The sequence below is a fragment of the Citrobacter europaeus genome (assembly GCF_037482245.1).
GTDB lineage: Bacteria > Pseudomonadota > Gammaproteobacteria > Enterobacterales > Enterobacteriaceae > Citrobacter > Citrobacter europaeus.
The window spans coordinates 2,253,709-2,269,609 of record NZ_CP148084.1 but is presented as its reverse complement, the minus strand read 5'-3'; the positions used below and the strand labels follow the sequence as shown (position 1 = coordinate 2,269,609).

16 protein-coding genes are annotated in these 15,901 nt (G+C 51.9%); 2 read left to right on the top strand and 14 right to left on the bottom strand.

Translation table 11 applies throughout. The annotated features are described in order from the left end of the window. Positions 1-7 precede the first annotated feature (7 nt). The 7 genes from chbG to osmE all read right to left on the bottom strand — a co-directional run bounded on the left by chbG (position 8) and on the right by osmE (position 5,920). Complete coding sequence (gene chbG, locus WHR59_RS10665; protein WP_213732371.1) at positions 8-766, bottom strand: chitin disaccharide deacetylase; 759 nt, start codon at positions 764-766, stop codon at positions 8-10. Between the two features lie 12 nt (positions 767-778). Further along, complete coding sequence (locus WHR59_RS10660) at positions 779-2,134, bottom strand: 6-phospho-beta-glucosidase (RefSeq protein WP_043016604.1); 1,356 nt, start codon at positions 2,132-2,134, stop codon at positions 779-781. A gap of 124 nt (positions 2,135-2,258) precedes the next feature. Continuing rightward, entirely contained in the window at positions 2,259-3,101 is an 843-nt protein-coding gene (chbR, locus tag WHR59_RS10655) for a transcriptional regulator ChbR (protein ID WP_087050652.1), read from the bottom strand. A 10-nt stretch (positions 3,102-3,111) separates the two neighbouring features. Next, positions 3,112-3,459: a PTS N,N'-diacetylchitobiose transporter subunit IIA gene (chbA, locus tag WHR59_RS10650; RefSeq protein WP_003030618.1), complete on the bottom strand. Its 348-nt coding sequence runs from the start codon at positions 3,457-3,459 to the stop codon at positions 3,112-3,114. Positions 3,460-3,513: 54 nt separating this feature from the next. Beyond that, a complete protein-coding gene (gene chbC, locus WHR59_RS10645; RefSeq protein WP_003030619.1) occupies positions 3,514-4,872 on the bottom strand; it encodes a PTS N,N'-diacetylchitobiose transporter subunit IIC in 1,359 nt (452 codons plus the stop codon). Between the two features lie 87 nt (positions 4,873-4,959). Then, on the bottom strand, positions 4,960-5,280 hold the full coding sequence (gene chbB / locus WHR59_RS10640; protein ID WP_003030620.1) for a PTS N,N'-diacetylchitobiose transporter subunit IIB: 321 nt from the start codon (positions 5,278-5,280) through the stop codon (positions 4,960-4,962). Positions 5,281-5,578: 298 nt separating this feature from the next. Then, on the bottom strand, positions 5,579-5,920 hold the full coding sequence (osmE, locus tag WHR59_RS10635; protein WP_003030621.1) for an osmotically-inducible lipoprotein OsmE: 342 nt from the start codon (positions 5,918-5,920) through the stop codon (positions 5,579-5,581). 335 nt (positions 5,921-6,255) lie between these two features. Between osmE and nadE the strand changes: the two genes are divergently transcribed. Together nadE and cho are read left to right on the top strand one after the other, a co-directional pair. After that, positions 6,256-7,086, top strand: coding sequence for an ammonia-dependent NAD(+) synthetase (nadE, locus tag WHR59_RS10630; protein WP_075146061.1), 831 nt, complete (start codon positions 6,256-6,258; stop codon positions 7,084-7,086). A 132-nt stretch (positions 7,087-7,218) separates the two neighbouring features. After that, positions 7,219-8,106 (top strand): excinuclease Cho, encoded by an 888-nt coding sequence (cho, locus tag WHR59_RS10625; RefSeq protein ID WP_075146060.1) that lies wholly within the window; start codon positions 7,219-7,221, stop codon positions 8,104-8,106. Here the strand turns inward: cho and ves are convergent. The 7 genes from ves to WHR59_RS10590 form a co-directional block, all read right to left on the bottom strand. Further along, positions 8,066-8,641: an environmental stress-induced protein Ves gene (gene ves / locus WHR59_RS10620; RefSeq protein ID WP_003030626.1), complete on the bottom strand. Its 576-nt coding sequence runs from the start codon at positions 8,639-8,641 to the stop codon at positions 8,066-8,068. The genes cho and ves overlap by 41 nt on opposite strands. Before the next feature lie 347 nt (positions 8,642-8,988). Then, positions 8,989-9,474, bottom strand: coding sequence for an ATP-independent periplasmic protein-refolding chaperone Spy (gene spy / locus WHR59_RS10615; protein ID WP_003030629.1), 486 nt, complete (start codon positions 9,472-9,474; stop codon positions 8,989-8,991). Between the two features lie 348 nt (positions 9,475-9,822). After that, positions 9,823-10,788, bottom strand: coding sequence for a succinylglutamate desuccinylase (gene astE / locus WHR59_RS10610; RefSeq protein ID WP_080625082.1), 966 nt, complete (start codon positions 10,786-10,788; stop codon positions 9,823-9,825). Further along, positions 10,781-12,124: an N-succinylarginine dihydrolase gene (gene astB / locus WHR59_RS10605; RefSeq protein ID WP_338843977.1), complete on the bottom strand. Its 1,344-nt coding sequence runs from the start codon at positions 12,122-12,124 to the stop codon at positions 10,781-10,783. Before astB ends, astE begins: the two co-directional genes overlap by 8 nt. After that, a complete protein-coding gene (gene astD / locus WHR59_RS10600; RefSeq protein ID WP_213732369.1) occupies positions 12,121-13,599 on the bottom strand; it encodes a succinylglutamate-semialdehyde dehydrogenase in 1,479 nt (492 codons plus the stop codon). Before astD ends, astB begins: the two co-directional genes overlap by 4 nt. Next, entirely contained in the window at positions 13,596-14,630 is a 1,035-nt protein-coding gene (gene astA / locus WHR59_RS10595) for an arginine N-succinyltransferase (RefSeq protein WP_043016613.1), read from the bottom strand. Before astA ends, astD begins: the two co-directional genes overlap by 4 nt. Continuing rightward, positions 14,627-15,847 carry a succinylornithine/acetylornithine transaminase gene (locus WHR59_RS10590; protein ID WP_338843975.1) on the bottom strand — a complete coding sequence of 407 codons (1,221 nt, stop codon included), beginning with the start codon at positions 15,845-15,847 and terminating at the stop codon, positions 14,627-14,629. Before WHR59_RS10590 ends, astA begins: the two co-directional genes overlap by 4 nt. Positions 15,848-15,901 lie beyond the last annotated feature (54 nt).

Here is a 15,901-nt window from a genome sequence, read left to right as displayed (position 1 = left end):
TCAGGAATTACACGTTCAGAAAACTGCCAAGACGATAACCGCGCTCCGCAATAGCATATTTCAGTGACGAAGACGTCAGCACGTCGAGCTCAGTTAAGCGGGGGTAACAGTAGGCACTTTGACGAATAATGTCATCGATAAAGGCCGGGTGACACATCACTTCCAGCGAGGACTCTCCCCGGTCTGCTGACGCGTCAAGCGTTTGCAAAAACAGGGCTTCAGAAATCGCCTCGCCGTAAAACTCGCTGCTGAATCCCTGGGAAGTCCGTAACGTCTGTGGAAAGTCAGACGCCTGGAATACCGCCTGACGATCGATCCGTAACGCAATCCCTTTTTGGGCAGCAAACCCGGCCACTATAGGGAAAATCTGCGGGAACATATGCACGTGGTGATGGCTATCCAGATGCGTCGGCTCCCGCCCGAACAGGTCAATAAAATGCTGATACTGCGCGGCCAGCTCCTGAGAAATTTCATCCAGCGGTAAGATGTCTTCTTCAGCCATCTGCCAGATCCATTTCCCCAGTAATCCGTCACGAGTAAGACCAGGCATTGCCGTCAACGGCCTGCCCAGCGTCAGAACAAAATGCATGCCGACGGCAAGTTCCGGTATGTCGCGACTCAGCTGTACCGCATGGTCAATTGCCGCGCCGTTAACCAGTGCCGTCGTCGAGGTGACAACGCCATTGCGGCAGGCTTCAACAATGCCGTAGTTTTGTCCTTTACTCAGGCCAAAATCATCCGCATTTACAATCAGTACGCGTTCCATAGCCGACCTCAGTTAGTGTTGTTCGCTTTTGAGTTTTTCAATACACCCGGCAAAGTTTGGCAGCCATTTTTCATGCGCCAGAATCAGCTCACGCGCCAGGATTTCGGCATCGCTGTCGGAGTGCACCAGCGGACTCAGGTTCAATGCCAGCAGCACATCATTCAGCTCGCCGCTCAACGCCGCATTGCTCGCCGCGACCTCGAAGCCTTTAATGGTATAGATAAGGCCGAGCACTTTCTCATCAAAATGGGTAATCCGTGGATGCGGTGTAGCCCCGTTACGTCCCAGCGTGCAGGTCATCTCTACCGCCCAGTCCGCAGGGATATTATCAACATGCCCATGGTGCGGAACGTTGACATAGTGCTCGGTCTGTTTGTCGTTGTAGATGGCGTTGATCACTTCGCAGGCCGCATCGGAGTAATAGGCTCCACCGCGCTGCTCCAGTTCTTTCGGCTTCACGTTCAGATCCGGGTTTTTGTAGAGATCAAACAGTTGTTTCTCCACTTTCTGTACCACCTGAGCGCGTGCGCCGCCCTTATAGTATTCACCCATTTCAATCGCCAGCATCTCTTTTGGCTTGAAGTAGTAGAGCAAATAAGAGCACGGCAGCAGTTTCAGCGAACGAATCAGTCCTTCACTAAACGGCAGGTCAAAGATGTTCTTCACGGTAGAGGCTTTCAACTGGCCCGAAGCCACACCGTCCAACAGTTCATCAAAGCGTGATGTACCGTTCACCAGTACGTCTTTAATAAAGACCATATGGTTGAGACCAAACAGATCGATGGATAAGTCGTCGCTCTCGTTAAGCGCCAGCACATCGCTAATGAACATTTTCATGCCGACAGGAATATTACACACGCCGATGAATTTTTTGAAATTCGTATGACGATAGACCGCTTCAGTCACCATCCCGGCCGGGTTAGTAAAGTTAATCACCCACGCATTCGGGCACAGCTCTTCCACATCTTTCACAATATCAAAGATAACCGGAATGGTACGCAAACCTTTGAACAGCCCACCAGCGCCGTTAGTTTCCTGCCCCAGATAACCGTGACTCAGTGGAATGCGCTCATCCTTTTCACGGGCTTTTAGTTGCCCTACGCGCAGCTGGGTAGTAACGAAATCAGCATCTTTCAGCGCTTCACGGCGGTCCAGTGTTTTAAACAACTTCATCGGCACACCCGCTTTGTCGATCATTCGCTGGCAAAGGTCAAAAATAATGTCCAGTTTCTCTTTTCCACCGTCGACATCAACCAGCCACAACTCAGAAACCGGTAATTCATGATAGCGCTTAATAAAGCCTTCAAGTAACTCAGGGGTGTAGCTGCTCCCGCCACCGATAGTGACGACTTTTAATTTCTGGCTCATAATTTCTCCCTTCAGTGTCAAAACACTGACGTGTATTATGCTCAACCCGTTTGTCAGGTATAGCGTGGCTGTCCCGACGCTATTTTGGGCAAGCTATAAAAAATGGGTTATTGGCAAATAATATCTACTGATTAAACTCAGTTAATTTCTTACGATAGCTATTAGGTGTAAATGACGTCAGCTTTTTAAACGTTTTAATAAACAGGCTTGGACTACTGTAGCCAGACTCATAAGCAATATCCGTTACAGAGTAGTTAGTCATTTCCAGCTGTTTTTTAGCAAAGTTAATGCGGATTTCATTGATGATCTGCATCGGCGTTTTGCTGTAATAACGCTGGGTCGCGCGGGTCAGATACTCCTGGGATTTCGCGGACAGGTGTACCATATTTTCCAGCGCATTCTCGCTAAACTGCCGTTTGTCGTGCATGGTCTCGACGGTTATTTTGAGCCACTGCGGAATATCATCTAACACCTGCTCTTCGCGATGATGGCGTAACCGATTAATAATATAGAAGGTGACCACTTCTACAAATTCATCGAGTCCGCTCTCACGAAAGTTCAGTGATGCAATAACCGTTTCAATATAGGTAAGAAACGCGTTATTCGCGTGATAGACCTGCGATGCAACAAAACAAAATGGCAGCAGCGGATGATAGTGCTGTTCAAAAAAACGTTTACTGATGCCGACGTTAAGGATCCTTGTTGCACCAAAATCATAAAAACTTTGGTGGTGCGATCCCAACGGGATAAAGACAAAGTCTCCACGTTCGAGCAGTACGCGTTTGCCGTTGATTTCCTGATAATAGCGCCCGGTTAACACCAGGGTGAATTCATAGTAGTCATGCTGATGCAGCCCGCTGATGCTCTCAGTTTTGTTATAGATGAACACATGGAAATTTTTGCCATTAAATAGCTGCTGCTCATAGACGGTCTTGATTTCCGGTGCGTTAATCTGTAGCTGCATTATGCACTCCTCGCTATTTCAGCTTTTCGTGAAGCTCAATCAGTTCAGTCACCAGCTCACGCGCCAGCATTGATGTCATCAGGTGGTCCTGCGCGTGGACCAGCACCAGACTAACTTTCATTTTACCTTCGCCCTGATCGCCTTCAATCAGTTTCGTTTGCACGAGGTGCGCTTCGTTCAGCGCCAGGCGAGACTGGTCCATCATGGCCTTAGCCGACTCGAAATCACCTTGCTTGGCCATTTTGAGCGCGCCGTACGCCAGGCTACGCGCCTGACCGGAATTGATGATGAGGCCCATCACCACTTCTTCAAGTTCTTCTGCTTCTGACTGCGTGTCGACGATGTTTTCGATATCCAACATACTTTTTTCCTCTGGTTCAGTCCGGCATGACCGTGAAGCCATGCCGGATTAAATTTAGAATTTCAATGCGTTAGCGATATCTTCTTCGCTTTCTTCTTGATCAATAACGTTCTGCGCTTTATTGGCTACCACCACGAATGGCAGGTAAACCAGCGTTGCAATACCGAGGTTGAACAGTGCGACCAGCAGAGCAGCGACGCTACCGTTGGTGTTAAAGAACGCGCCCAAACCGGTTGGCATAGTCCACGGTGCAATGTTGGTAATCGGTGGAATAATGCCTGAGTAATAAGCTGCCAGCGTAATCGCCGCCAGAATCGGCTGAACCAGAATGAATGGGATAAACATCACCGGGTTCATGATGATCGGCAGACCGAACAGGATAGGTTCGTTAATCTGGAACAGACCTGATGGCAGCGCCAGTTTAGCAACCTGACGATAGTCAGGACGACGCGATGCCAGGAAGATAGCGATAATCAGACCCAGCGTTGCCCCGCTCCCTCCAAGGAAGATGTAGGAGTCGAGCATCGGTTTCGCCCAGACGTGGAACGTCTTACCGGCTTCCAGCGCGGCGTCTACGGAACCAAACTGTTGGTAGATGGAGATGTTTTCCAGCGCCCATGGCGTCATGATTCCGCTGTCCAGCGCGGTCAGCGCCAGAGAACCGTGAATACCGAAGAACCACAGCAGTGGAACAAAAATCACGTAGGCCCAGCCCACCACGCTGCCCAATGACGCCAGCGGAGTTGAAATGGAATCCATGATGATCTGGTGGAAGTTCGTACCCCAGGTGTTCAACGCCCAGGCGATGATCCCCATAATGGAGAGGATAAGGAAGCCAGGAATCAGTGCAGAGAAAGAACGCGATACGGATGTCGGTACGCTATCAGGTAATTTAATAACCCAATTGCGACGGACCACAAAGGTAAACATTTCCGCGACCGCGAGGCCGATAATAATACCGGAAATAATATTGGCACCGCCGAGCCAGTTTGCGCCAACGGCATAGGCTTCACCCACGCTATATGGCGTTACGGTCATAAACGCGGCGACGGATAACAGCCCGGCTGCCAGTGAGTCGACTTTGCGTTCTTCTGCCAGCGCCATGCCAATAAAGAACGGCGCCATCAAGGACATGATACCCAGCGTACCGTTATAGACGTTTCCACCAATGCCTTTCAAACTATTCAGCGTTTCAATAGTTGAGGCATCAAGTCGAATACCCATTGAATAAAAAAACGACCCCTCCCCAAAGCTCAGGAAAACGTTATTGATTAATACAAACATGGCCCCTGCGAGGGTTAACGGCATTAAACGAATAAAGCCGTTTTTGATTGCATTAACGTGTGGCTGCTTTCCAATTTTTACAGCAAAAGGAAGGAGTACCTTTTCAAGTGAAGCAATAGCGTTACTCATAGAAAAATACCCTTAAATACCGCAATTGATAATTACGGTGAATGTTAATGAAATAACTCTTTGACGGGAAAAATTAAAATAAAATAATTAATTTGCTGCGGCTTTTTTAATTGCTGCAACTGCAGCCTTAAGCACGCCTAAACCATCGACTTTGCCATACAGCAGCGAGTCAATCACTTCCACAGGCTTGTTGGGTAACAAGCGCTGAATTTCGGGCAACATATAAGCAATTTGTGGACCTAATAATACGACATCGGCCGCAGGACCTTTTTCTCCGGCCAGCGTCTCAGGAAACGCTTCAATAATAACCGGTACTTCGTATTTTTCGGCCTGAGCACGCATCTTCGAAACCAACAATGAAGTCGACATGCCCGCAGAACAAAACAGATAAATGTGTTTCTTTTCCATTAAAACGATCCTCATATGCGATTATCTGTCAACCAGACACTCCGCAAGCCATAACCTGCATCCATGCTCTGGGTAACTTGCGTCAGCTAAATTACTTTTTTAGGTGGCTGAAACGAGTATACGGGATTGCACCGATGGATGGTATTTCCTTGACCAACTAAATTGTCTCTCCTTGACCTATCGTTATGACCCCCCTCACATTTCGGGCAAATAATTCGCGGCAATAAATAAGATCGTGTGGCACAAAAAAACCGGCGCGATGGCCGGTTCTTCTGTGTGCTCAGGCAATAAACAGTTGTTACTTCTTCGCCGCCTGCGGGTCGGTGTCGTACTCTGCACAGGTCTGATAACCGGAGTTAATCACGTGTCCGGTGTCGTCCAGAGCAACAAAATAGGTTTCAGCTTTACCATCTCGTTGACCCAGGATGTAGGTCTGGCATGTCCCACGTGCATGGATCATACTGACTTCAGAAGAAGGTTTACCGGCAATCTGCGCCACCTGCGCCCGGCTCATCCCTTTCTTCACATCTTTCACCACGGGCTGAACAAATTGGTCTTTGGTACGGTCGTAGGCCGTACACCCTGCCAGCATAGTCAAAACAGCCGCTGCGCTCAGAATTCCTGTTAGATTCTTGTTCATATTCCGTCCTCTTTTATTTCAGCGTGTTATATAAGCCTGGAGCACAACAACGCATTTTTCAAGCAATCAGATGATACTTAGGTAGTTTCGGAAAATTCTATACCCTAAATAATTCGAGTTGCAGGAAGGCGGCAAGGGAGTGAATCCCCAGGAGCTTACTAAAGTAAGTGACCGGGGAGAACGAGCGCAGCCAACGCACATGCAACTTGAAGTATGACGGGTATATTAAAACAAAATACTGCGATATCAGGCTCGGATCCCTTGTCGTTTGGGCCTCAACGCGTTAGCTTTAACACATCATTTTTTTGATCATTTTTATTTTAGGAGGGGGTTAAATGACTCTGCAGCAAGAGATAATTCAGGCGCTTGGCGCAAAACCGCACATCAATGCAGAAGAAGAAATTCGCCGCAGCGTGGATTTCCTGAAATCCTATCTGCAGGCCTACCCCTTTCTGAAATCGCTGGTGTTGGGAATTAGCGGCGGACAAGACTCGACGCTCGCTGGAAAACTGTGTCAAATGGCGATATCCGAGCTTCGCAACGAAACGGGGAATGACGCGTTGCAGTTTATTGCCGTGCGCCTACCGTATGGCGTTCAGGCTGATGAACAGGACTGTCAGGACGCCATCGCCTTCATTCAACCGGACCGCGTGCTCACTGTTAATATCAAGGGCGCGGTGCTGGCCAGCGAGCAGGCCCTGCGTGAGGCGGGTATTGAGCTGAGCGATTTTGTGCGTGGCAATGAAAAAGCCCGTGAGCGCATGAAGGCACAATACAGCATCGCCGGCATGACCAGCGGCGTTGTCGTGGGTACCGATCATGCAGCGGAAGCCATCACCGGATTTTTCACTAAATACGGCGATGGCGGCACCGACATTAACCCTCTATTCCGTCTGAACAAACGCCAGGGTAAACAGTTGCTTGCGGCGCTGGGCTGCCCGGAGCATTTATATAAGAAAGCGCCAACCGCCGATCTTGAAGACGATCGTCCTTCTCTGCCAGATGAAGCCGCTTTGGGCGTCACCTACGACAACATCGACGATTATCTGGAAGGAAAAGCACTGGCTGCCGACGTCGCGAAAAAGATTGAAGGCTGGTACGTAAAAACTGAGCACAAACGCCGTCCACCGATCACCGTGTTTGATGATTTCTGGAAAAAAGCGTAACCCTTTTCTCTTCATAATGCCGGATAGCGCCAGTATTGACGAAATCCGGCATTAGCCTGCTGACCTCATGCCGCTTTTTTAATCGCCTTCAAGCTGCTACACTGGATGAATAACCAGCATCCGGAGTGAACAGTGGTACAGCGTCAATCAGCCCCTCGCCTGTCATTTGAGGCAGCGGCAATCTATGAATATCCCGAACACCTGCGCCCATTTTTGAGTGAGCTTCCCACCGCGCCCGGCGTCTATCTGTTTCACAGTGATAGCGACACCATGCCGCTTTATATTGGTAAAAGCGTCAATATTCGCAGCCGCGTGCTGGCGCATTTACGTACCGCAGATGAAGCGGCCATGCTACGTCAGGCCAAACGCATTAGCTGGATTTGTACGGCCGGAGAAATTGGCGCCCTGCTGCTGGAAGCACGGCTTATCAAAGAACAGCAGCCGTTGTTTAACAAACGACTGCGACGCAATCGTCAACTTTGTGCCTTGCAGCTTACCGAGCGGACTGTTCAGGTTGTCTACGCACGAGATATTGATTTCTCCCACGCCCCCAATCTGTTTGGTCTGTTTGCTAATCGCCGCGCGGCGCTACAGACGCTGCAAAGTCTCGCCGATGAACAAAAGCTGTGCTACGGCCTGTTGGGTCTGGAACCCCTGAGTCGCGGGCGCGCCTGTTTTCGCTCCGCGCTTAAACGCTGTGCCGGAGCCTGCTGTGGGAAGGAAAGCCCTGAAGCGCATCATTTGCGTCTGGTAGAAGCACTGGAAAGAGTGCGCGTGATCTGCTGGCCATGGAGCAATGCCATTGCGCTGCAGGAAACGCGCGCTGAAATGACGCAGTACCATATCATCAATAACTGGCTGTGGCTGGGGGCCGTTTCTACGCTGGATGAAGCGGCAACACTGGCGCGTATGCCGGCCGGCTTTGACCATGATGGCTATAAAATTCTCTGCCGGCCTGTTCTGTCTGGTCAATATGACATTATTGAACTGCGTCCGGAGAATGCCCCGGCATCCAGTTAATCTCACTAAACAGCAGTTTCCCCTCACGCTCCAGCAGTCGTAATGTGTGTTTACCGTCGTGCCAGCTTGCACCCTGATCGGCCGTCAACAGCTTATCGCCCAGTTGCCAGGCGCCGCTGATAACGAACACCACACCGCCGCGCGAACCAAAGGTCGTAAAGGTGCGATCGGCCACCCTGACTTTCGCCTGGCAGACATCCCGTCGGGTCATGATATTAAAATCCATCGACATCTGCCCTTCCGTCAGCTTCGCTTTTACCACCTTGTCACCGGCAAAGGTAAAAGGCTGATGCTGTTTCAGGGTATGCGTGAAGGTGTTCGACTCTTCCAGGGTCACTTCTCCGCCTTCCAGCAGGGTAATCACGCGTTCTACACCGGGAAAAAGAGAAAACTCACCGTTTGCTGCGATGGAGGCGATACTCGCCCGCCAGTGAAAATCTCGTGTTGCTGGTGGAAAACAGCAAATTTCACGCGTTTCTCCCGCACCATTTCGCCACAGATTGACCGGCATTTTGCGGATATCAAAGTATTCCATCATCCCTCCAGAAAGGCGCAGCACGGCAGCCCGCCATAACAGGCAGCCATAAATCATCATTGTTTTGTTCACCCTGCAGATTATTGTTATCGGCAGCAGAGTTGATTTGCCTTAGCGATGAACCCGGTGTTTTGCAAAAAAATTAGCGCCTTCCAGGTGGAATTTTCGCGGGCTTCAGGAGAATAACGCGTCACAAGCGCGGTGCAAGAGGCGGTAAAGAAAAAACCGCCGATCCTGCCCACCTCGTTAAACGTGTTGTGGACAAGAGCGGCGGTCTTGAGTTTGGTTTCACACTGCGCGGCAATCAGCACACACAGCGTGAATGATTTAGTGTAGACGCTGAACGATTACTCAGCAGCTTGCGGCATTTTACCTTTCTGCGCTGCACGTTCTGTCAGACGCTTCTCAAAATTGGCATTAAACTGCTTTTTCTGTTCCGGCGTCAGGATGTTGTAAATCTTGTTCTGGGTTTCCATATGCGCCAGCATATTGGCTTTGCGCTGTTCTTCCATCTTCGCAATTTGCGCTTCTGCTTTTGCTTTATCGAAGCTATCGCTGGCAATGATGTCGTGCATTGCGCGGCGCTCTTCCAGCGGTGGACGTTTCATCTGATCGCGCTGACCTTTCATGATTTCGCGAATCTGCTGTTTCTGTGCGTCGGTCAGGTTCAGGTCTTTGAACATCATGTCATGATGCGGGGCGAATTTGCCGTTGTGGTGCATCATCGGTTTGGCATCCGCTGGCGCAGCTGTTGTCGTGTCAGCGGCGTGTGCCAGGTTAGCAGCGCCCAGCGCCAGGGTAGAGGCAACAAACAGAGCAGTCAGTTTACGCATAATTTCTATCCTTTCTTTCAGTTATTTTTACGACACTCATGCGACTCTTATGCAATGTGATGTCGTGTTGACGAGATTAACTTTACCGGCTTAAGCGTCAATTAATCAGAGCAACGGTAAAACAGTGAAAGTGTAAAAAACAAACTTTCATCAATTATGGAGAAAAAAAGAATTAATTGCGCAGAGTTGCAATGAAAAATTACAACAGGATGATTTTGAAGGGATTATGAAGAACTATACCTGAACCCTGATTATTAAGAAAGCAATTCACCAGGAATAATCTGTAATAAATAAAAACAGCACGCAAAATATGCCCTTAAGGATAAACCTGCAGGGCAAATATATTCGTCACAATTTTTCCAGCATCAATCCGGCACGTAAGCCACAGGCCACGTTAGGGTTCGGAAAGAGAACGTATTCAACATCATGGGTGACGATAAAACGTTCATCCCCGTCCTGCGCAAGCAAAGTTCCCTCTTTAAAAGGGGTAAAGTTGAGCGTCTGGTTATCCATATGGAGAATGAAATCATCACTACGCCGCGTAATTTGCGACACCACGCGGTAACGCAGCGGGGATGTTTCTCCGCAAGCCATTCGCTCGCCCCGCAGCAGCTTCGCCAGCGCATCTGACGTCTGCGAAAACTGGGCCAGATCGTTTTGTCCAAACGGTAGCGCTTTACCCAGCTCCAGCGTACAGGCCAGCGCGCCAAAATGTTCGGCGCTAAAATGGGTAAACGTGCCGCCAGGTGTCTGATGGAAAACCAGCGCCTCCAACCCTGCATCACCCAGCCATCCCAGAAAATCTTCGTCCCAGGCAACGTTGCGTTGTGGCAACACGCCAAAGCGCAGATGCTGTGACCCGCGGATCGCGGTGTGCAGATCCAGATGCCAGCGTACTGGCTCTTTTGCCCGCGAATAGAAATCCTCCAGACACAGCTCAAGCTCGTGGGCGCGGTACGTTTCTTCACTCGCGGCAAAAATCTGCCAACGACCGCCAAACATCCGGTTCAGGTCACTATGGCAATAACGTTTTCCCGCTGCCAGCGCCTGCGGGTTTCCCAGAATCACCAGCAGTCGCCATGTCAGTGCCAGCTCGCCGCTAAACAGCCTGGAAAGCAATGATTCGAGAATCTCTACCGGGGCCGTTTCATTGCCATGGATCCCCGCAGACAGCACCAGAGACTGTTCAACGGGTGCATTCGGCGTCAGTTCCAGAATCCCGCGCCCCACCCACTGCCAGGTAAAACCATGTGCTGTGCCCTGGATTTGCTCGGGGATTTTCCCGTTAAGCGTTTGGGTCAGAAAATTATCCATGACTGGTCCTCTCCTGCTGGAAAGGATACACAGAGCCGAGATTGAGCAATTGCGTCAGCGTATCCAGCGCTTCACGCCCCTCGCGCAACAGCTGCGGGTCGGCAAGATCCGCGGCGGTAAGACGATCGCGGTAGTAACGGTCAACCCAGTTATTCAACGTGTTAAACAGCGTGTCGTTCATGATAACCGCCGGGTTCACCACCTGCAGCTCTTGTGGGGTAAGCACCACTCTCAGGCGCAAACATGCCGGACCACCGCCGTTGGACATACTTTCGCGAAGATCGAATACCCGCAGGTCATCGATCGGATTGTCTTCCTCGAGCAGACGGTTCAAATACCGCCACACGCACGCATGCTCCCGACATTCCTGCGGCAGGACCAACATCATCGAACCGTCATCCCGGCTGAGTAACTGACTGTTAAACAGATAGGTAGTGACCGCATCCTGCACCGACACTTCCGCAGTCGGGACTTCCAGCGGAGTAAATCCAGCCACCTGGCTGCGTAACTGCTCTAACAACGCCTGCTGTCTGACAAATGCCTGTTGATGACAAAACAGCACCTGACGATTCGATACCGCAATCACATCGTTATGAAACACGCCAAGATCGATGACGTCCGGGTTTTGCTGGGCAAAAATGCGCTGATGCGGGTTAACCTGATTCAGTCGTGCGACCGCTTCGCTGGCCTCACGGGATTGCCTCGCCGGATAGCGCTTCGGCTGGGAGGCATTCCCTTCTTCACGACCGTAAACGAATAGCTGTACGCCAGGGTCACCGTAATCTCCACCGAGGCGGTTATGGTTTGCCGCCCCTTCATCACCGAAAAGCGCAACCTGAGGCAACGCGCCGTGGACCGCAAAGCTATGCTCATCGCGGAAAATTGCCCGTAACAATGCTTCGGTAGTTGGCGCTTCCAGCGAACGGTGGAACTTATTATTCAGATTCGCCACTGTCAGATGTACTTTCCCGTCCAGCGAATCTGCCGAAGGGCAGACCGTTGCCGCATTCGCTACCCACATAGGCGATGCGGAGCTGGCGCAGGAAAGCCAGTGAGGCGCCTGACGCGCCACCTTCTCCAGCACCTGTTCGTCACTGCCGTGAAACCCCAACTGACGCAATACCGGAATATAAGGCCGTTCGTGGGGAGGGATCACCGCCTGGGGAAATCCCGCATCCGCCAGCGCTTTCATCTTTAGCAGACCCTGTTTCGCCGCCAGACGCGGGTTCGACACCTGAAAACGATGTTTGGTTGAGGCCTCATTACCAAATGACAGCCCCGCATAATGGTGGGTCAGTCCCACCAGACCATCAAAATTTACCTCACGGGCTTTCATAGCTTGTCCTCGCGAGAAAAATCCAGTCCGGGGCTAAGCGCCGTTGGCAGCGTTAAGGCAGGTGATTCCAGACTTGCCATCGGCCAGGCGCAATAATCTGCGGCATACCACGCGCTCGCGCGATGGTTCCCGGACGCGCCAACCCCGCCAAACGGCGCTGTGCTCGCCGCGCCAGTTAACGGCTTATTCCAGTTGACGATCCCAGCCCGCGCCTCCAGCAGCAATTGGTCAAACTGGCTGCGATCGGGTGACACCAGGCCGCATGACAGCCCAAAACGGGTGTTGTTCGCCATACGAATCGCATCATCAAAGCTGTCATAACGCCAGACGCCGAGCAGCGGACCAAAAACCTCTTCATCAGGTACGTTTCCTGCCCCGGTCAGTTCGATAATACCAGGGGTCAGCAGTGACGTTCCGGCTTTCACCAGACGTGGCGCCAGCAGCGTACGGCCACCCAATGACTCCAGGCGCTGCCAGGCATCATAGACGTGCTGCGCGGCCTGTTCGGAAATCAGTCCGCCAAGAAACGGCTGCGGTTGTGCATCCCAGTTGCCGGGCATTAAACGCTGGCTGACCTCCACCAGACGCGCCAGGAACGCATCCCCCTGCGCGCCTTTTTTAACTAACAGGCGGCGGGCGCAGGTACAACGCTGTCCGGCGGTAACAAACGCGGATTGAATCGTCAGATGCACCGCGGCATCAATATCTTGCGGATTCTCAATAATCAGCGGGTTGTTGCCCCCCATTTCCAGGGCAAGGATTTTTTCCGGCTGGCCGGATAGCTGTCGATGCAGTTGATAACCGGTATTGGCACTGCCAGTAAACAGCAGACCATCAAGATCTTCCTGCGCGCTCAGCGCCTGCCCCGTTTCGCGTCCGCCCTGCACCAGGTTCAGCACGCCCGGCGGTAATCCCGCCAGCTCCCACAGCTTTGTCACGGCTTCGCCGGTCCACGGCGTCAGCTCGCTGGGTTTGAAAATCAACGTATTGCCTGCCAGCAGTGCCGGAACAATATGACCATTGGGTAAATGGCCGGGGAAGTTATACGGGCCAAATACCGCCAGTACGCCGTGCGGGCGATGGCGCAACGTTGCCGCGCCATCCGGTAACTCGCTGTGCTGCTCTCCGGTACGGGCATGATAAGCTTTCACGGAGATAGCTATTTTATTGATCATCGCCGTCAGTTCAGTCGCGGCTTCCCAATGAGGTTTGGCGGTTTCCCGGGCGATAATCTGGGTCAGCTCGGCTTTATTGCTTTCCAGCAATGAAGCAAACTTTTCAACAATAGTCTGACGGGCGCTAAAGGGCTGTTTAGCCCAACCGGTAAAGGCTGCGCGCGCGGCCCGACACGCCTGTGCTACCTGAGTTGCATCGGCATCATTGCCCTGCCACAGCGCATCACCGCTTACCGGATTGGTTTTCACCCGACGCTCACCCTGCCCGGTCACCCAGTCGCCGTTTATCCATAATGTCATGCTGTTTTCTCCTCTGCACAAAGACGCACAAAACGTACATGGTCGCCCGCATGGCATTTCAGGGCGTCCAGTTGCGCCGCCGTCAGTACCAGACGCTGAGTATCCGGGTCGGCACGAACCAACATGACGCGGAAGTTTTGATAATTTTCATTGGCAACCAGACAAGCTGGATAATCGCCCGGCGCAGGCTGCCCTTCAGCCACCTCCACCAGTCGGCTTTTACGGATAGCCCGCACCCGGTCAATATCACATTCCAGGGTCGGCCCGCCGTCGAAAATATCGACATAGTTACGGTAGCGAAACCCTTCTTTCTCCAGCACTGCCCGAGCAGGAGCCGTTTGCGGATGTACCTGACCAATCACGCTTTGCGCTTCATCAGACAAGAAATGGGTATAAATCGGATGCTTAGGCATCAGTTCAGCAATGAATGCTTTTTGCCCGGTTCCGCAGAGAAAATCCGCCCGGCTAAACTCCATCGAGAAAAATCGTTTGCCGAGGCTTTGCCAGAACGGAGAGTAGCCATGCTCATCGATCACGCCGCGCATCTCGGCCACGACTTTCTCATTGAATCGATCGCGAAAGGCCGCCATAAACATAAAACGCGACTTCGACAGCAAATAACCGTTGCCCTCTTTACGCCAGTCCGGATCGAGAAACAGAGTGCAAAGTTCGCTACTGCCCGTATGATCGTTACTCAGAAACAGCGTCGGCAGCGCGTTGTACACGTTCAGCTCTTTCGACGCGTGCACCAGAGTACCGACCCGGTAGTTGTACCAGGGGTCGTTAAGTCCCACCGCCACCTCGATGGCGCAAATCCCCGCCACGGTTCCGCTGGCGCTGTCTTCTAGCACAAACACATATCCCTGCTCACTTTTTGGCAACTCACCGCGCCAGGTTTGTAGCGAACGTTCGATACGCGCCATCAGCGTAGCTTCATTCGCCGGTAGCGAAGTCAATCCGCCGCCGGTCTTACTGGCAAGCTGCATCAACGCAGTGATATCCGCGCGTTCAATGGGACGAATCACCATCATGATGAACCTCCTGCTTTAATGCGTTCGCAGGCCAGCGCAAAGCGATCCAGCCCGGTGGCGACCTCTTCTTCGCTGACGTTTAACGCAGGGGCAAAACGCACCACGTTAGCACCAGCAATCAGTACCATCACCCCGGCAACGGCCGCTTCTTGCGAGATAAGTTTCGCTTTCCCGGCAAATTCCGCGTTCAGCACGCAGCCGATCAGCAGTCCGAGTCCACGAATTTCACTAAACAGTCCAAAACGTTCGTTAATGGCGTTAATACGCTCCACAAACCAGTCGTGGCGCTGTTTCACTCCGTTGAGCACTTCCGGCGTGTTAACAATTTCCAGCAGTTTGCCCGCCACCGCCGTGGCCAGCGGGTTTCCGCCGTACGTTGTACCGTGCGTACCGACCGTCATCACGCTGGCACAATGCTCTGTCGCCAGCAGTGCGCCGATGGGAAAGCCACCGCCCAACGCTTTTGCTGTCGTCAGTAGATCCGGCGTAACGCCATAATGCATATAGGCATACAGTTCTCCGGTACGGCCAACGCCGGTCTGAACTTCATCAAATATCAGCAGTGCATTATGGCGATCGCATAATTCACGCAGCCCCTGTAAAAAGGCATTCGTTGCCGGCACCACGCCGCCTTCACCCTGCACCGGCTCCACGATAACCGCGCAGGTGGTGTCATCAATCAGTTGGCTGGCAGAGTCGAGATCGTTGTATACGGCATGACGGATATCCGGCGGCAGCGGTGCGAAATCCTGTGAATAGGCAGGCTGTCCTCCGGCGCTGACGGTAAAGAGCGTGCGGCCATGGAAAGCATTTTTAAACGCTACAATGCCGCTCTTCTGGCTGCCAAAACGATCGTGAGCATATTTACGCGCCAGTTTTAGTGCCGCTTCATTGGCCTCTGCGCCAGAGTTACAGAAGAAAATGCGCTCGGCGAAGGTGGCGTCAATTAACTTTTTCGCCAGACGCAGCACCGACTCGTTGGTGTAGCCATTTCCCGTATGCCAGAATTTGCTCGCCTGGTCGTTTAATGCATCGCGCAATGCCGGATGGGCGTGACCCAGCGCGTTAACCGCAATGCCTCCCGCGAAATCGATATACTCTTTGCCCTGCTGGTCCCACAGACGTGAACCTTCACCACGCACCGGAATAAAAGGGGCCGGAGCGTATACGGGCATCATCCATTCATCAAAATTTTCACGCGTAATTGACAGAGACATAGCGACCTCAACGGTAAATAAAAAGTTATCTGTATGTTAATAAATATAGTGTTT